At 47.6% G+C, this 17,449-nt stretch carries 16 protein-coding genes; 8 read left to right on the forward strand and 8 right to left on the reverse strand.

The annotated features are described in order from the left end of the window. Positions 1-23: 23 nt before the first annotated feature. Together tyrA and HCZ42_RS01605 are read right to left on the reverse strand one after the other, a co-directional pair. The gene (gene tyrA, locus HCZ42_RS01600) at positions 24-1,151 is read right to left on the reverse strand and encodes a bifunctional chorismate mutase/prephenate dehydrogenase (RefSeq protein ID WP_167419041.1); all 1,128 of its coding nucleotides are present in this window, start codon (positions 1,149-1,151) and stop codon (positions 24-26) included. A 26-nt stretch (positions 1,152-1,177) separates the two neighbouring features. After that, positions 1,178-2,251: a 3-deoxy-7-phosphoheptulonate synthase gene (locus tag HCZ42_RS01605; RefSeq protein ID WP_167419042.1), complete on the reverse strand. Its 1,074-nt coding sequence runs from the start codon at positions 2,249-2,251 to the stop codon at positions 1,178-1,180. A 237-nt stretch (positions 2,252-2,488) separates the two neighbouring features. Between HCZ42_RS01605 and HCZ42_RS01610 the strand changes: the two genes are divergently transcribed. Continuing rightward, positions 2,489-4,165: a sensor histidine kinase gene (locus HCZ42_RS01610; RefSeq protein WP_167419043.1), complete on the forward strand. Its 1,677-nt coding sequence runs from the start codon at positions 2,489-2,491 to the stop codon at positions 4,163-4,165. Between the two features lie 9 nt (positions 4,166-4,174). Further along, a complete protein-coding gene (btsR, locus tag HCZ42_RS01615; protein WP_167419044.1) occupies positions 4,175-4,894 on the forward strand; it encodes a two-component system response regulator BtsR in 720 nt (239 codons plus the stop codon). Positions 4,895-4,951: 57 nt separating this feature from the next. Here btsR and nagZ read toward each other — a convergent pair whose 3' ends face one another. Continuing rightward, positions 4,952-5,935 carry a beta-N-acetylhexosaminidase gene (nagZ, locus tag HCZ42_RS01620; protein ID WP_167419045.1) on the reverse strand — a complete coding sequence of 328 codons (984 nt, stop codon included), beginning with the start codon at positions 5,933-5,935 and terminating at the stop codon, positions 4,952-4,954. 24 nt (positions 5,936-5,959) lie between these two features. Beyond that, entirely contained in the window at positions 5,960-6,808 is an 849-nt protein-coding gene (locus HCZ42_RS01625; protein WP_167419046.1) for a MurR/RpiR family transcriptional regulator, read from the reverse strand. A gap of 247 nt (positions 6,809-7,055) precedes the next feature. Here HCZ42_RS01625 and HCZ42_RS01630 point away from each other — a divergent pair, with 247 nt between their 5' ends. The 4 genes from HCZ42_RS01630 to murQ are packed head-to-tail and all read left to right on the forward strand — an operon-like array spanning position 7,056 to position 11,570. Beyond that, the gene (locus HCZ42_RS01630) at positions 7,056-8,654 is read left to right on the forward strand and encodes a sodium:solute symporter (RefSeq protein ID WP_167419047.1); all 1,599 of its coding nucleotides are present in this window, start codon (positions 7,056-7,058) and stop codon (positions 8,652-8,654) included. Further along, on the forward strand, positions 8,651-9,520 hold the full coding sequence (locus HCZ42_RS01635) for a BadF/BadG/BcrA/BcrD ATPase family protein (RefSeq protein WP_167419048.1): 870 nt from the start codon (positions 8,651-8,653) through the stop codon (positions 9,518-9,520). Before HCZ42_RS01630 ends, HCZ42_RS01635 begins: the two co-directional genes overlap by 4 nt. A 2-nt stretch (positions 9,521-9,522) precedes the next feature. Continuing rightward, positions 9,523-10,635 carry an anhydro-N-acetylmuramic acid kinase gene (locus HCZ42_RS01640; RefSeq protein ID WP_167419049.1) on the forward strand — a complete coding sequence of 371 codons (1,113 nt, stop codon included), beginning with the start codon at positions 9,523-9,525 and terminating at the stop codon, positions 10,633-10,635. A gap of 8 nt (positions 10,636-10,643) precedes the next feature. Further along, positions 10,644-11,570 carry an N-acetylmuramic acid 6-phosphate etherase gene (gene murQ, locus HCZ42_RS01645; protein ID WP_167419050.1) on the forward strand — a complete coding sequence of 309 codons (927 nt, stop codon included), beginning with the start codon at positions 10,644-10,646 and terminating at the stop codon, positions 11,568-11,570. Between the two features lie 51 nt (positions 11,571-11,621). Here murQ and HCZ42_RS01650 read toward each other — a convergent pair whose 3' ends face one another. Beyond that, positions 11,622-11,969 (reverse strand): DUF2799 domain-containing protein, encoded by a 348-nt coding sequence (locus HCZ42_RS01650; RefSeq protein ID WP_167419051.1) that lies wholly within the window; start codon positions 11,967-11,969, stop codon positions 11,622-11,624. 204 nt (positions 11,970-12,173) lie between these two features. On the opposite strand from HCZ42_RS01650, the gene HCZ42_RS01655 reads away from it, so the two are divergent. Then, complete coding sequence (locus tag HCZ42_RS01655) at positions 12,174-13,658, forward strand: carbon starvation CstA family protein (protein WP_167419052.1); 1,485 nt, start codon at positions 12,174-12,176, stop codon at positions 13,656-13,658. 433 nt (positions 13,659-14,091) lie between these two features. Continuing rightward, positions 14,092-15,057, forward strand: coding sequence for a M61 family metallopeptidase (locus tag HCZ42_RS01660; RefSeq protein ID WP_167419053.1), 966 nt, complete (start codon positions 14,092-14,094; stop codon positions 15,055-15,057). Positions 15,058-15,382: 325 nt separating this feature from the next. Here HCZ42_RS01660 and ispH read toward each other — a convergent pair whose 3' ends face one another. From ispH to lspA, 3 genes are all read right to left on the reverse strand, one after another. Beyond that, positions 15,383-16,348 carry a 4-hydroxy-3-methylbut-2-enyl diphosphate reductase gene (ispH, locus tag HCZ42_RS01665; protein WP_167419054.1) on the reverse strand — a complete coding sequence of 322 codons (966 nt, stop codon included), beginning with the start codon at positions 16,346-16,348 and terminating at the stop codon, positions 15,383-15,385. 23 nt (positions 16,349-16,371) lie between these two features. Then, positions 16,372-16,803, reverse strand: a complete 432-nt coding sequence (gene fkpB / locus HCZ42_RS01670; RefSeq protein WP_167419055.1) for an FKBP-type peptidyl-prolyl cis-trans isomerase — start codon at positions 16,801-16,803, stop codon at positions 16,372-16,374. 122 nt (positions 16,804-16,925) lie between these two features. Beyond that, complete coding sequence (gene lspA, locus HCZ42_RS01675; protein ID WP_167419056.1) at positions 16,926-17,435, reverse strand: signal peptidase II; 510 nt, start codon at positions 17,433-17,435, stop codon at positions 16,926-16,928. Positions 17,436-17,449: the final 14 nt, after the last annotated feature.

A 17,449-nucleotide genomic window follows, 5' to 3' on the forward strand; every position in this document is an offset into this window, starting at 1 on the left:
TTTATTTGTTGATGGACGATAGTTTACGCTCGGTGAATCGAGTCGTTCGCCTGCTTCAGCAAATTCTGGCTCTCATGCATAAACTGCTGTGAATAATCACCAAACCAATCACTTACTTTGTTAAAACTCTTAACGAATGCTTGCTTGTCTTTACCATCCAGAATCATTAACGCTTCTCCAAAGCACTGGTGGAAACGTTTTATCATCTCGATGTTCTCATCGGAAGAGAGAATAATGTCACCGTAGAGGTTCGGGTCTTGTCCAAACAGACGTCCAACCATCGCTAACTCAAGTCGGTAAATCGGCGAGCTAAGCTGGAGCAACTTATCGATACTTGGGTTCTCTCGGCTTAAATGCAAACCGTAAGCAAACGAAGTAAAGTGACGCAGCGCCTGAATCAAAGTCATGCCGTGATCGTGTTCTGACGCATCGATATGGCACAAGCTCGCTCCCCAGATCGAGAACTGCTTAAGCAACCATTCGTACTGCTCTTGACCGCGACCATCACAGTAAACAATCACCTGCTTCGCTAAGCTTGGAACATCTGGACCAAACATTGGGTGTAAACCCACCACTGGCCCTTGGTGCACCGCCATCATCGCTTGCAATGGCTTAAATTTAATCGAAGTCAAATCACACAAGATGCAGTCTTGTGGCAAGTTGGCGAGCTTTTCAATCACACCTTGAGTGAGATGAATCGGTACGGTCACAACGACTAACCCCGCATCCGCCAAGATTTCATCGGCATGATCCCAATCTTGACTGCCGAGAACTTTTACTTGGTAGCCCGACAGTTTAAACATACGACCAAACAATCCACCCAATTGACCGTTACCACCGACGATAACCACCGAGCGAAGCTCAGGATTAAGGCACTTAAAGCCCGAATCTTTTTCACTCGCGTAAGACTCACGCATCGTGCGACGCAAAATGTCTTCAATCAATTGAGGCGGTACGCCCTTTTTCTCAGCTTCTTCTCGGCGAGAGGCCAACATGGCTGCTTCTCTATCTGGGGCATAAATCGGCAAGCCATGCTCGCTTTTAACCTCACCCACTTTCTCTACTAACGCTAAGCGCTGCGCCAGTAGGTCTAAGATCTGCTTATCTACTGCGTCTATTTGGTCGCGCAGCTCGTTCAGTTCAACAGCCATCGTTATTCCCTGTTAAATTCTACTTCTTACCCTTTCAGGCGGTCTTCCAAGAATGGCACTAACTCTTTGTGCGCATGACGCAATAGTGCCTCAGTTGTATCCCAATTAATACAAGCATCGGTGATAGATACGCCATATTGCATTTCTTTTAAAGGAATATCAGACGATTGATTGCCTTCATTGATGTGGCTCTCAATCATCAGGCCAATCACTGACTTGTTACCTTCACGAATTTGATGGATAACGTCTTCTGCCACCAGCGGCTGACGACGGTAATCTTTGCGTGAGTTCGCGTGGCTGCAGTCGACCATTAACGATGCGTCTAAGCCCGCTTTCGCCATTTCTTCTTCACACTCAGCAACAGAAACGGAATCGTAGTTAGTCTGTTTACCACCACGCAGAATCACGTGACCGTTCGGGTTACCTTGTGTGGTTAGCAACGCCACCTGACCTTCGCGGTTGATGCCCATGAAACGGTGACTAGATGACGCCGCCTGCATCGCATTGATCGCCGTAGCCAAGCTACCATCGGTACCATTTTTGAAACCGATAGGCATAGATAGACCACTCGCCATCTCACGGTGAGTCTGAGATTCCGTCGTACGCGCGCCAATTGCTGCCCAGCTGAATGTATCAGCTAGGTACTGTGGGCTGATCGGGTCCAGCGCTTCTGTCGCGAGTGGGATATCCATTTCCGCCAGTTCAACTAACAACTTGCGACCAACGTGTAGACCATGCTCAATATCAAACGTGCCGTCTAGATGTGGGTCGTTAATCAGACCTTTCCAGCCAACCGTGGTACGAGGCTTTTCAAAGTAAACGCGCATAACAATATACAGTTGGTCATTAAGTTGAGCAGAGAGCTCTTTTAGGCGACGTGCGTATTCTTTCGCAGCGTCTACATCGTGAATAGAACATGGACCACACACCACAAGTAGGCGGTGATCTTTCTTATGAAGAATATCGGCAATCGTCTGTCTCGACTCTTGGATAAAACGGCGCGCTTTGTCACTCAACGGGATTTTGGCTTTTAATTCATCCGGAGTAACTAAAACCTGCTCATCACTGATGTTGATATTGCTTAATTCACTTCTTTGCATGACTCTTAACCTGTATATTTTATTTTACACCAAGATAATCCATATATCTTAAGTGGCGAATAACCACACATTAACAGTCTAAATATAAATTTCAACCGTAAACTTTAAAAAACACCCAATGTAAACTTTAGTTTACAACAACAAATAAACGAAGCTTTATCCGAAAATAATAAGATAAACATACTTTCTCTACTCGAAGTTATCTAAAATAAGCCAAAACCACTGACTGAAATCGTTATGGATCTCGTCCTCTCCTTACTACAACAGATGTGTGTCTACCTTGTCTTGGCCTATATGCTGAGCAAGACGCCGATCTTTCTCCCTTTACTGAACATATCCAATCGGCGTAGCCATAAACTCAGCGTTTATGTGTTGTTCTCTCTATTTTGTATCATGGGGACCTATTTTGGTCTGCAGATCAACGACGCGATTGCCAATACTCGAGCGATGGGCGCCGTCATGGGCGGTTTGTTTGGTGGGCCGGTCGTGGGCTTTTTTGTCGGTCTAACTGGCGGGATACACAGATATACCTTGGGTGGTTTTACTGACTTAGCCTGCGCGATCTCGACCACCGCAGAAGGTCTTATCGGCGGTTTACTGCATAGCTACTTGCTGCGAAAAGGCAAACGCGAGCAACTGTTTAATCCGAGTGTAGTATTCACTATCACCTTGGTTGCCGAAGTGATTCAGATGGCGATCATCCTTGTCGTGGCCAAACCGTTCGACCAAGCCTATACGCTAGTGTCTGCAATCTCAGCGCCAATGATCATCACCAATTCGGTCGGTGCGGCACTGTTTATGAGCATTCTTCAAGACCGTAAAACCATTTTTGAAGAATACTCAGCAACGTTCTCTCGTCGAGCGCTCAATATTGCAGAGCGCTCAGTGGGAATATTGGTTTCAGGGTTTAACACCGAGACAGCAGAGAAAATCGCCCGCATCGTTTACGAAGAAACCAACGTCGGCGCAGTTTCCATCACGGACGATGAAAAAATCCTCGCTTTTGTTGGCATTGGCGACGACCACCACCGACCTGAAACACCGATCTCTTCGCAAAGCACGCTAGACGCGATCAGCCAAAACGACATCATCTACCTCGACGGCAAAGAGAAAGCCTACCAATGCTCGATTTCTCCGGACTGCAAACTGGGTAGTGCGCTGATCATTCCACTACGCGCCGGCGACAAGGTGATCGGCACCATCAAACTCTACGAGCCAAAGCGCAAGCTGTTCTCAACGATCAACATGTCGATGGCCGAAGGGATCGCCCAACTACTATCGAGCCAAATCTTGTTCGGCGATTACCAGCAAAAACGTACGCTACTCTCCCAGGCAGAGATTAAGCTGTTGCATGCACAGGTTAACCCACACTTCCTGTTCAACGCGTTAAACACCATTAGCGCGGTGATTCGTCGTGACCCAGCCAAAGCACGCGAGTTGATTCAGCATCTGTCGCATTTTTTCCGCAGTAACCTTAAGCAAGATATCGACACCGTTACACTGAAAGAAGAGCTGGCGCATGTAAATGCGTATCTGACGATAGAGAAAGCGCGCTTTACCGATAGACTTGAAGTCAATATCGATATCGACGATACCCTACTCAACCGCAAGCTACCGACCTTTACCTTGCAGCCTTTGGTCGAAAACGCGATTAAGCACGGGATCTCGAACTTACTGGAAGGTGGCCACGTGCACATCTACAGTCAGAATGTGAACGGTGGCTATCAGTTGGTGGTTGAGGATAACGCGGGGAGCTATATCGCACCGCAGGATGATCATGCTGGACTTGGCATGCAAATCGTTGATAAGCGACTCACCAATAAATTCGGACGACTCTCGGCGCTGAAGATTGACGTCGAGCCAAACAAATTCACCCGAATGAGCTTCTTCATTCCGGATGAAAACACGTATTAGGGTATCTACATGCTTTCTGCTTTAGTCATAGACGACGAACTTTTCGCCCGAGAAGAGCTAACGGAACTACTGGAAGAAACGGGGCAAATTGAAGTCATTGATCACGCCAGCAACGCGATTGAAGGGTTAAAGAAAATCAATCAGCTCAAGCCTGACGTGGTTTTTCTCGACATTCAAATGCCGCAAATCACCGGCATTGAACTGCTTGGCATGTTAGACCAAGACACAATGCCGAAAGTGGTGTTTGTCACCGCTTACGATGAGTTTGCTATTCAGGCGTTTGAAGACAATGCGTTTGACTACTTGCTAAAACCTGTCGATACCCGTCGACTGGAGAAGACCGTCAAACGCCTACTCAAATCAGAGTATCAGGAACAGGTTAGCCCCGCCGTTCTCGCGCCGCAAAGTCTTGACCAAGTTCCGTGTATCGGCCTGAACCGGATTATGATCATCCCTACTCAAGACGTTGAGTTCGCTTATACGGACATCAGCGGTGTGCACGTCCAAACTCGCGAACAAAAAGCGACGTCTCAATTAACGTTAAAGGTGTTGGAAGAAAAGACTCCGCTGGTTCGCTGCCATCGACAGTTTCTGGTCAACATCAAAGCGATCAAAGAGATCAAATTGTTGGAAAACGGTCTAGCCGAAATTATTACCGTGAGCGACCATCCTATTCCGGTCAGCCGTCGTTATTTAAAAACGCTCAAAGAGCTGCTAGGTTTCCACTAAGCGAGTCGATAAAAAAAAAGCCACAATCGTGGCTCTTTTGTTCTATATGGGACTCTCTTAACCCAGCATGCGTTTCATCGCTTCGGACGCTTGCTGCCACTTTTCGCTGCTTTGCAGCTCAGACAAGCTAAAGCTCTGCTTTTTAAGCAGACTTTCCGCCGCTGGCGTCTCGAGGATTGGTAAGTTGTCTAGCACTTCAATCTGAGCATCACGCTGGTTGCACACTAACAACATATCGCAACCCGCGACCAAAGATTGATGAGCGCGCTCTGCTGGCCCGCCCATGATCGCCGCACCTTCCATAGTTAGGTCATCAGAAAAAACAATCCCTTTAAAACCTAGCTGCTGGCGAAGCACTTGCTTGAGCCAGTATTCCGAACCGCTTGCTGGCTGATCATCGTAATGCGGATACACCACGTGCGCTGGCATCATTGCGTCTAGAATCCCGCTATCGATTTGCGCTTTAAACACCTGCATATCTAACTCGAAGATATCGTCACGCTGGTCAAACGGCGTTTCTAAGTGAGAGTCAGCGATCACGCCACCATGACCGGGAAAGTGCTTACCTGTAGTTGCCATTCCCGCCGCTTTCATGCCATTCATATAAGCGGTGCTGTGGCGGATAATGCTATCGACATCCTCACCAAAAGCGCGATTGCCAATCGCTTTACATTCGTGACCTTTATCCAGCACTGGCGCAAAACTCAGGTCGATATCATGGGCAACAAGCTCTGCCGCCATCAACCAGCCACCAAGTTCAGCCAGTTGCTCGCCGTTGTTGTGCTTGGCGTATTCCTGCGCGGCAGGAATAATTGAGAAACCTTCACGGAAACGCTGTACACGTCCTCCCTCCTGATCCACACCAATCAAGATTGGTCGTTTCGCAGCTTGGCGAATGGCCTTATTCAGCGCGATAAGCTGCTTGTTATCGTGGTAGTTTCTTGCAAACAGAATCACCCCGCCAACGGTAGGATGCTCTAGAATTTCTTTATCTTCTGCGGTCAGCTCACAGCCTTCCACGTCTAGCCACAACGGTCCCATAAGGTTTCCTTTATTATTTCTAAGCTATTGTTTTAGCGCCGCAACCGCGGACTTACTTTGTTCTATTAGTTGGTCAGCTTGCTCTTCCAGCTGAGTTAAAGCAATAAAGAGCAAGTCGGTAATCATTAATTGGCTGTCTCGCGCGGTAATGGACGAGCTGCGGATCTGTTCTTCATCCGCTGCGCTGACCAACTTAATATCCGCGTACTTGTCGAGTGGTGTCGGTGCAAACTGGCTAACCGTAATCACCTTAGCGCCTTTACTGCGTGCCAACTGGGCGATCTTGATCACCTCTTGGCTGCGCCCGGAATAAGACAAGGCGACCAGAACATCTTTGTCGTTCAACGCCGCGGCATTGGCAATCTGCACATGAGTATCGTGCTCGGCGTGCACCGCATGCCCAATCTTCATTAATTTGAACGCGAGATCTTTCGCCACCAGCGAAGAAGCCCCGACACCCGCAACCTGAATTTTCTCAGCCAAATGTAAAAATTGAGCGGCATTTTGTACTAGATCACCCTCATTGAGAATAACGGTTCGCTCTAACGACTGATGTTTACTGGCGAGCAGTTTTTCCATCACTAAATCAGGGTGGTCGTTACGGGTAATGGAACCATGGATCATTTTGCGCGAAACAGGCTGATAGGCAAGTTCATTCTCATACAGCTTGAGCTTCATTTCTGAAAAGCCGCGATAACCCAGTTTTTGACTAAACTTAACAATCGTCGACTGGCTGACACCGATCGCTTTCGCAAGCTCGGGTGACGAACTCTTCTTAACCAACTGCGGGTGGTCCAACAGATATTGACCTATTTTTGCATCAGAGGGAGAAAACTTGGGCAGCAACGCTTTCACCTTTGCCAGTCCTTTCATAGCCAATCTCCTTCGCGTCAGTTTCAGCATGAAACAAGAATAGGTTGAGTGTAACGAATTTCACTTCAATGCTGGAATAGGTATTCCTATCCACTATCCCATTTGGAATAAAAATGGCAGAACTCTGATATTCCGCTCACACAATTCAACTGGTCATTATTCCACCAGGGAATAGATTTTGCGAACTACTATTCATCCCGCCACTCTATGCAAAACGACAACAATATATTCATGCTAAGGAGTTGCTATGAATACCCTCTTTACCTCGCTTGACTGGGCAGTGTTTGCGGTTTATTTCGCTGTCATCATCTACACCGGTTGGTACTTCAGCCGGACCAAAGTCACGACGACCAAGGACTACTTCTTAGGCGGGAATAGCATGCCGATGTGGGTCGTTGCAGTTTCTGTTTTGGCTACCTCACAATCTGCTGCAACTTTTCTAGGCGGTCCAGAATCGAGCTACCGTGGCAACTTGACCTACCTAGCGACGAATATCGGTGGAATCATCGGCGCGCTGTTTGTTGCTTGGGTACTGATTCCTCGCTTCTACGAAAGCAAAGTATCGACTGTATATGAACTGCTACAGGTCCGTTTCGGCGATAAGACCAAACGCCGAGCGGGCAGTATGTATCTTATTGGTCGTGTCTTCGCTTCGGGTTCGCGCCTGTATATGGCGGCCATTGCGGTTTCAATGATCTTGTTCACCAATATCGACCCACAAAGTGTGATTACCTCCGTCATTATCTTGGTTGCGGTCGGCCTCGCTTATACCTATATGGGCGGCATTCGCTCGGTGATTTGGAGTGACTTGATCCAACTGATTGTCTACGTTGGTGCCGCGATTGCCGTAATCATTTATCTGCTTGGCCAAATCCCGGCGGATATGGGACAAATTGTTCATGCACTGCAAAACCCAGGCGGTGATCAGCACTCAAAACTGACCTTACTGGATTTCCGTCTTGATTTTGGTCCAGCGGGCACGTTCAGCTTCTGGGCATGTATTACCGGCTTCGTGTTGTTGAACATTGGTGCGTTCGGCCTTGACCAAGATATGACCCAACGAGTGCTGACGTGTAAAGACGCCAAACAAGGTTCGCGAGCGATGATCAACTCGATCATCTACTCAATCCCTGTAGTTCTAGTCTTTATGACCATTGGCCTGTTGCTATACATCTTTTACCAGCGTCCAGAACTGATGGGTGGCGGCGATAAAGAAGTGGTGCAGAGTTTTAACGGTGAAAACGTAACGATCTTTATGTATTACGTGCTGAACGAAATGCCTGCAGGCTTACGTGGCCTGGTAACGGTTGGTGTCGTCGCAGCAGCGCTTTCAACCCTAAACTCTGGATTAAACTCAATGTCATCGGTCGCGATTCAAGATATTTATCGTCCGTGGAAAGAAGCGCGTAGCGGCAAACAGGCAGAGCTGCACTATGTAACGGCGGGCCGATTCGGTATGGCTGCGGCGGCCATTGCGCTCGGTAGCATGGCCATCTTGTGTTACTACTGGCAGCAGTACACAGATATGCCGTTGTTGTCGTTTGCATTGAGTGTGATGGTGTTTGCTTACACGGGTCTATTGGGTGTGTACTTTACCGCTATCTTCACCAACCGCGGCAGTGAGTCTTCGGTTGCTATGGCGCTTGTGTCAGGCTTCTTAACGACATTGCTACTGCAAGCGTATATCTGGGACAGCGTGATGGGCGTCATCAACCCTGATTGGATAGGTGTAAGACTCGCGTTCCCTTACCAACTATGCATCGGTACTGCGGTATCAACCATTGTGTGTTTGATGGGTAAAGCGCAAAATCAAGAGCAGAACCAACTACAGGCTGCCAAAGGATGATCACCCATTACTTAGCCGTGGATGGCGGTGGTACCAAAACCGCCATCCAATTAACACCCGCAAGTCATAACGGGGGCGAACACGCGGTTACTCTCACAACTGGCCCTTCCTCGTTGACCCAACAAGGCGAACAAGGCATACAAACCATCGTCGGAGGGTTACGAGAGATACTGCAACAACACCAACTTTCACCGGCTCAGTGTATGTTGGTGGCAGGTGTCGCTGGCGCAAGCAATAGCGAGCTAAAGCAATTACTTGATGACGCGCTCGCACCATTTCCACATCGTTTGGTCACAACGGATGCGCACATCAGCTTGGCAGGTGCTGGAAATGGGAATGCGGTGAACTGCATTGCGATTGGTACAGGCACCGTTGCGACTCGCTTAAACCCCGACCGCAGTGTCTCGCTAATTGGCGGATGGGGCTTTCCCATTGGCGACCAAGGTGGCGGTGCTTGGCTTGGCTTTGAAGCGGTTCGCGCGTTAATTCGCTCAATAGATACCGGCCAGTCTAGCGTGTTGGCCGATGTAATTCGCTTGGCAATCGGCTCACAACGCTCAGAGATTTTAAACTGGGTCAAAGCGGCCAATGCCACACGCTATGCGCAGCTTGCTCCTGCAGTAACCGACAGCGCAAATCAGGGTTGCGCAGTAGCTCAAGCCATCATCCAACAAGGCGTTGAGCATATCGAATCGCTAGTAAAAGATTGTTGTCAAAATAATGACTTAGATATCGTTTTCCTTGGTAGTCTAGGTCAATACTATCAACCAAAACTTGCAAACCAATGGCAGACTCGCTGTATTGCACCACAGGGAAATGCACTAGACGGTGCGACCCTTCTGGCGAGCCAGTTATCAGGAGAATGAACATGACTCAAGAGTTGTATATCGGTGTAATGTCCGGTACCAGCATGGACGGCGTAGACACTGCCTTAGTGGCTTTTGACGGCAACCAACCGTCGTTACTCGCACATGATGAGTTTCCGATGCCAGAGTCATTGAAACAGCGACTGCTTGATGTGTGCATTGGTCAGCAGACAAATCTGATTGAAATTGGCGAGTTGGACCATCTGCTTGGTCACTTGTTTGCCGATGCGGTCAATCAACTACTAAATAGGACCGGCTACCGCGCAGAGCAAATCTGTGCGATAGGCAATCACGGGCAAACCGTCTACCACCAGCCTCAAGGCAATACACCGTTTACGATGCAGATCGGCGATGCCAACATCATCGCAGCCCAAACAGGCATCGATACCATTGCCGATTTTCGCCGTAAAGATATCGCGTTGGGCGGACAAGGTGCACCACTCGTCCCCGCTTTCCACCAAACCATTTTCCAGTCACAGGGCTCAAGCGTTGTGGTGCTAAACATCGGCGGCATCGCCAATATCTCTGTGATTCGACCGCAACAGAAGGTACTCGGTTACGATACTGGACCGGGCAACATGTTGATGGACAGCTGGTGCCTGCGCCACACAGGTAGTAAGTACGACAAAGATGCGATGTTTGCCAAGACAGGTAACGTCAGCAATGAACTACTGAAACAGCTGATGAGCGAAAGCTACCTTGCCCAACCCGCGCCTAAAAGTACCGGACGAGAGCTGTTCAATTTACCTTGGTTAGACAACCAATTGAGTCAGTTCGACTTACCTGCCGAAGATGTCCAGCGTACTCTGTGCGAATACACCGCACAAACCATCGCCAACGAAGTTGGCCGCTATGGATTTGGCTCTCAACCTGAGTTATTGGTGTGTGGTGGTGGAGCGAGAAACCCACTCGTAATGGAAAGACTGGCTGCACTGTTACCCGACTGGAAAGTGGCACCAACCAGCGACAAAGGTGTCGACAACGACTACATGGAAGCGATGGCTTTTGCTTGGCTTGCTTATCGCCGTGTTCACAATTTGCCAAGCAATTTGCCCGAAGTCACCGGAGCCAGTAAGCTAGCTTCGCTCGGTGTGATGTACTTTGCGGATAAATAAGGACAATTATGACTAACGATGCGCTCATTGCAGCCCTATCTCACTTAGTGTCTGAGGGACGAAACCCAGACACCATGGATATCGACTTGCTGCCGTCTCTCGAAATCGTTAAACGTATTAACCAGCAGGATAAACAAGTCCCGCTGGCGGTAGAAAAAGTGCTACCGGAAGTCGCGCAAGCCGTCGATAAAATCACCGCCGCATTTAAACAAGGTGGTCGCCTGATCTATATGGGAGCAGGCACCAGTGGCCGACTCGGAATACTTGATGCCTCCGAATGTCCGCCAACCTTTGGTGTTTCAGAGCAAATGGTGATTGGCTTAATCGCTGGTGGACCAGAAGCGATTCTCAAAGCCAAAGAAGGGGCGGAAGACTCACCAGAGCTTGGTGTAGAGGATTTAAAGAGTATCGATTTCAGCATCAAAGATGTAGTGGTTGGCATTGCAGCCAGTGGCCGAACCCCTTACGTCATCGGTGCGTTGGAATACGCTAACGAGATTGGAGCTACAACCGTGGCGCTCTCGTGTAATCCAGATTCTGCGATTGCCGAAGTCGCACAGATAGCAATCAGCCCGGTAGTGGGACCAGAAGCATTGACCGGTTCAACGCGTTTGAAGTCGGGCACAGCACAGAAGTTAGTGCTCAATATGCTCACCACCGCGTCCATGATTCGTTTAGGCAAAAGCTATCAGAACTTAATGGTGGATGTGAAAGCCACTAACGCCAAACTGGTCGCAAGAGCGGCGCGCATTGTCATGCAAGCGACAGATTGTGACAAAGCCGAAGCGACGGAAGCATTACGCCAAACCGATTACGATGTGAAGCTATCAATTCTGATGATTTTGACCGGATTGAATGTTGAGCAAGCGCGTGAACAACTTCATCGCCAAGATGGTTTCTTGCGCAAAGCAGTGCAAACTCATAGCCAAGATTAAGTAAAACAAAAACAGGGAGCATCACGCTCCCTGTTTCTATTTGTCTGTCAATTACTGAGACAAGTTGTATTCGCTCCAGCCTCGTTGCCATTCCATACGGAATTTCTGCGCTTGCTCGGTGCCCTCGCAGACACCTTCATAGTTTTGTCCAGATAACCCCATTTGGTACGCAAAGTCTGCGTTGCAGTACTCGGCAACACCTTCTGAATATCCCTGTTCATAGTCACTTTGGTTAACTCCACCAAGAGCTGACATTTCTTTGTACGAGCGCTGGGTATGCCCTGCGACGCCATCTTGATAACCAATTTGGTACCAGTTTCCATCTTTCGCCAATTGTTCTGTGCTCGCTGCACATCCTGCCAATGACACTACCGCTGCTAATACGACTAATTTTTTCATTGTTATACTTCATGTTTTGTAAACTGAGTTAACTAAACCACTAAATCTTGTTAATTGCCACTCGCCGTCAACAAAAACCACTCAACCTCACTTAAAACCACTCAAGAGCGTATACGACCACTCACTACATTAGCGAATGCTTATTGCCATCTTGGTGCGTAATATCCAACCTGAGCTTATAAAATTTACCAAGGAACAAGTGATATGTTGTGGTTTTTAACCTGTGTTGCCGCACTGATTGGCGGTTACTTTATCTACGGTGCTTTCGTTGAGAAAGTATTCGGCATCAACGAAAAACGTCAAACTCCGGCGCACACTAAGCAAGACGGTGTTGACTACGTACCAATGTCGACCAAAAAGGTTTACCTAGTTCAACTACTTAACATCGCGGGTGTCGGTCCAATCTTTGGTCCAATCATGGGCGCACTTTACGGCCCTGCAGCAATGTTGTGGATCGTAATGGGTTGTATCTTCGCGGGTGCAGTTCACGATTACTTCTCAGGTATGTTATCTGTTCGTAACGGCGGTGCTTCTGTCCCTACGATTACAGGTCGATACTTAGGTAATGGCGCAAAACACTTTATGAACATTTTTGCCATTGTCCTACTGCTGCTTGTTGGTGTGGTTTTCGTATCAGCGCCAGCTGGCATGATCACTAACCTAATCAACGATCAAACTAGCCTGAATGTAAGCATGACAACAATGGTTATCGCGATCTTCGCGTACTACATCATTGCGACAATTGTTCCTGTCGATAAGATCATCGGCCGCTTCTACCCACTATTTGGTGCTCTGCTTATCTTCATGTCTGTTGGTCTAATGACTGCGATTGCTCTCTCAAGCGAGCACACCGTAATGGGTGACTTCCAAGTGTCAGACATGTTCACTAACCTAAACCCGAATGACATGCCATTGTGGCCTGCGCTATTCATCACTATCGCATGTGGCGCTATCTCTGGTTTCCACGCAACTCAGTCTCCTCTAATGGCGCGTTGTATGGAAAACGAGAAGAACGGTCGCTTTGTATTCTACGGTGCAATGATCGGTGAAGGCGTTATCGCTCTAATCTGGTGTGCTATCGCGTTGTCTTTCTTTGGCTCTCTAGATGCACTATCTGAAGCCGTGAAGAACGGTGGTCCTGGTAACGTTGTTTACAGCTCTTCGTTTGGTCTACTAGGTGTGTTCGGCGGTATCATCGCATTCCTAGGTGTGGTTATTCTACCAATCACTTCAGGTGACACAGCGTTCCGCTCAAGCCGTCTGATCCTTGCTGAATACTTCAACATGGAACAGAAAACACTACGTAACCGCCTACTGATGGCTCTTCCACTGTTCGTTATCGGTGGCATCCTAACTCAAGTAGATTTCGGTATCATCTGGCGTTACTTCGGTTTCGCAAACCAAACTACTGCGGTAATGATGCTTTGGACTGCGTCGGCTTACCTACTACGTCACAACAAACTGCACTGGATTACGACTATCCCAGCAATGTTCATGACTACGGTATGTGTTACTTTCATTCTGAACAACAGCACACTTGGTTTCGGCCTACCAATGCAAGTGTCGACTATCGCAGGTATCCTGTTCACGCTAACAGCAACGGTATACGTAATTAAAAGCTCAAAAGGCAAAGGTGAAACAGACCTTGCAGATGAGGAAAAGCTAACGGACGTTACAGAAACAGCATAGTCTCAGCAAAATAGCTAATAGGATCAAATAATTGACAAGCCACTTGTATCAAATACGAGTGGCTTTCTTCTTGGATATAGACTGAATTGATCTATCTTGTACTTAGTCACAGAGAAGATTAGAGATTTTTAGTGTTAATATCACATGCCCTCTTCACAAGCACGACACGTTTAATATCCAACTGCCCCCTTTAATATCGCTCATCAACAATAGTCTTTTCAGAGAGTTTCGCATATAAGCTCACTTAACAAGCAAAGCCCAAACCGGAGAAAACGAGTGCCGTAGATGGCATCTATACCATGATCTCGCTACGCTTAGTTTGGCGAGACGTAATCTAATTTATAAACGCAGTTTTCTCGTAATGGTCTGGTTCCAAGTCAAAGTTTGATCACTTTATCGGATCATCTTACTTTATTTTTGGAGGTGTCAAACTATGAAAGTGAATAATCGTAATTGGCGACTATGGGTGCTTTGGGTGTTTTGGGCTAGCGCTTTTTCGGCTTCTGCTTCTACCATACTTTTTGAGGGAAAGGATGTTCGTCTCACCCTCGAATTTAGCCAACCAGAGGCGGCTAAATATCAAGATGAAGTCATCCAACTTGCTGATCATGCGTTTAGCCAACACAAAAAGTTATTCGGCGGTTTACCCAGAGATTTACAAGGAAAGCCCTATCGCGATGTGAAAGTCTCCATAAATCTTGCCGAACAAATCGGCGGGGACGCTGATCCGGGTGAAGTTTCGCTCACGATTGCCGACAATGGTTTGTTTGGCTACGCCAGTTGGCAAACCATATTAATCCATGAACTGTTTCATCTTTGGAATGCCGAATCTTTCCGTTACGCGGATAATCGCGAACAATGGTTCAATGAGGGGGTTACCGATTTTTACACATATCAGACAGCGGCGCGGTTAGGTCTGTTAACCCCGCAGCAAGCATTGCAAATAGCCGCTCTGCCCGTTGGCTATTACTCCAGCTTTGAAAATACCGGTAAATTGTCGATGCGTGAAGCCACAATTAATAAACATTCGAAAATTGATAATTACTTTTTGGTATATAACGGCGGCTGGGTCACTGGCATGTTATTGGATCGCGATATTCGCCAACGTAGCAAAGGTCAGTATAGTTTGGATAATCTGATGCGCTGGCTATATCGGAATTATCCTCGTCATGAACGAAGTTACAGCATGGAAGACATAGTGTTGGGTTTACAACAAAGCTGTCAACTGGATTTTGCCGATTTTTTCAAGCGCTACATCGATGGTAAGCAACTATTGCCACTAGAGCAATTGCCTTTAGGTAAAGCCGCTTGGGCGTTGGCATTTAATCCATCTAGCGAAAATCCTTACCCTTGGCTGTACCAAACGTTAGGTATTGTATGGCCGCACGCCAACGAATAGAGATCTAGTGTGGCATTACAAGTTTTAAGCACCAATCTAACGCTCGGCATTCTATAAATTGGCGCCTAATAAGCATTCATAATACGGAGAAGTATCAAGCTAAACACACAATAACGTCGCGATGTTTCATCACTAGTATTGCGTTGCTAAATGCTACTGATGAAACTAGAGCGCTGACTGACCTTTCGTAATTGTTTTACAGCAATTTGTGGGTTCTTTATGCGAGGCAGGCCGCTTTGATATGTTGTTATCCTTCCCGATAAGTCAATAACGCAGCAGAAAGGAACACCAAGCGTCCTGCTCAAAGACTAAGACAAGGCCTGTGTTACTCTACTTGCTTGATCTGTAGCTCTTTTGGCACTTCAAAAAACATGTTTTCTTCGCGCCCCTGGATTTCTTCTACTGACTTAGTACCGCCGATCTCTTTGATACGTTCCAGAATCTGGTTAACCAACTCTTCAGGAGCAGAAGCACCTGCAGTCACACCTACTTTGCTCTTGCCGTCAAACCATTCAGTCTGAATGTCTTCAGGACAGTCGGTTAAGTAACCCGGTGTGCCTAGCTTCTCTGCCAACTCTTTTAGACGAGTTGAGTTAGACGAGTTCTTTGAACCCACAACCACGACCACATCCACGTCTTCTGCCATATCGCGCACTGCGTCCTGGCGGTTTTGCGTCGCGTAACAGATATCATCTTTGCGTGGCCCTTGAATATCAGGGAACACACGGCGTAGCTCTTCAATCACATCGGCGGTTTCATCCACTGACAGCGTTGTTTGGCTCACATAGTGCAGGTGGCTTGGGTCTTTCACTATTTCAACTAGCTTCTGCACGTCTTCTGGTTTCTCAACCAAGTACATGCCACCCGTATCGCTCGCGTACTGCCCCATGGTGCCTTCCACTTCTGGATGACCAGCGTGGCCAATCAGAACCACTTCCATGTTCTTGCGGCTTGCGCGCGCCACTTCCATATGCACTTTGGTCACCAATGGGCAAGTGGCATCGAACACCGTCAACGCGCGCTCTTTGGCTTCTTTGCGTACCGCTTGCGACACACCATGAGCGGAAAAGATAACGATATTGTCATCTGGCACTTCACTCAGTTCTTCAACGAAAATGGCGCCACGCTGCTTTAGCCCTTCCACAACAAAGCGGTTATGCACCACTTCATGGCGAACGTAAATCGGCGGTTGATACATTTCTAGTGCACGCTCAACAATACTGATGGCGCGGTCAACACCAGCGCAAAAACCGCGAGGGTTGGCTAACAGAATTTTCATTTCATTGCTCATGGTTCTAAGTTCTATTCGGTGGGCTATTCTACTGACAAAATCTCGACTTCGAAAGTCACGTCTTGCCCTGCCAGAGGATGGTTAAAATCTACAGTCACAGAGTCACCTGCGATTTCCGTAATGATACCCGGAATTTCCATACCGTCTGGGCCAGAGAATGCCATGATGGTGCCGACTTCTACTTCTGCGTCACCGACAAATTTCGTTCGGTCCATGTGATGGATATTGTCTGGATTTGGCATACCAAAGGCGTCTTGCGCTTTTAACTCAATCGCTTTGCTGTCGCCAGTGCTTAAACCCAGCAGGCATTGCTCGAAATTTTCACTCAAGCTACCATCACCAATGACTAACTTCGCTGGTTTCCCCATGTTATGGGTACTGTCCGCCACGGAGCCATCTTTCATTTTGATTGTAAAGTGCAGGGTTACTGCTGAATCTTGGGCAATTGTAGTCACGTTACTGCTTCCTTGAAGTTATTGTCGATACTAAAGCGTAATCGAACTTTCAGTTGTTCTTATATTAAAAAGCGCTCTCCGGATCAACGGACAGCGCTTAGGGTTATTCGCTAAAACAAAGCTTATGCTGCTGAGTTTTCTTTTTTGCGAAAGCCATCCAAGATGATCATCGCAGCACCAATACAGATAGCGGTATCTGCAAGGTTGAAAGCAGGCCAGTGGTAATTGCCCCAGTAAAAATCTAAGTAGTCGACAACAAAGCCGTGTACAACTCGGTCAAACACGTTACCGACTGCGCCACCGATGATCATCGCATAGGCGCTGTTGTTCCACTTTTCTTTCGCTGGCAGTTTACTCATCCAGTACGTCAGTAAACCCGTCACAAAAAATGCGATTCCGGTGAACAGCCAACGTTGCCAACCCGCTTGGTCACTTAGAAAACTAAACGCCGCACCGTAGTTGTGTACGTAAAGCAGGTTAAAGAATGGCAGAACCTCGATGCGATTTGCCCATCCATAACCCATGTTGTCCATCACAACCAGTTTGATGCCGATATCGGCAATAAAAATCACAACCGCCAGCCATAGCCAACGTACGCCTGATTGTTTCAATGTTAGTGCTTTTTCACTCATTACTTTACCTAAAA

Source organism: Vibrio hepatarius (assembly GCF_011806575.1).
Lineage (GTDB): Bacteria > Pseudomonadota > Gammaproteobacteria > Enterobacterales > Vibrionaceae > Vibrio > Vibrio hepatarius_A.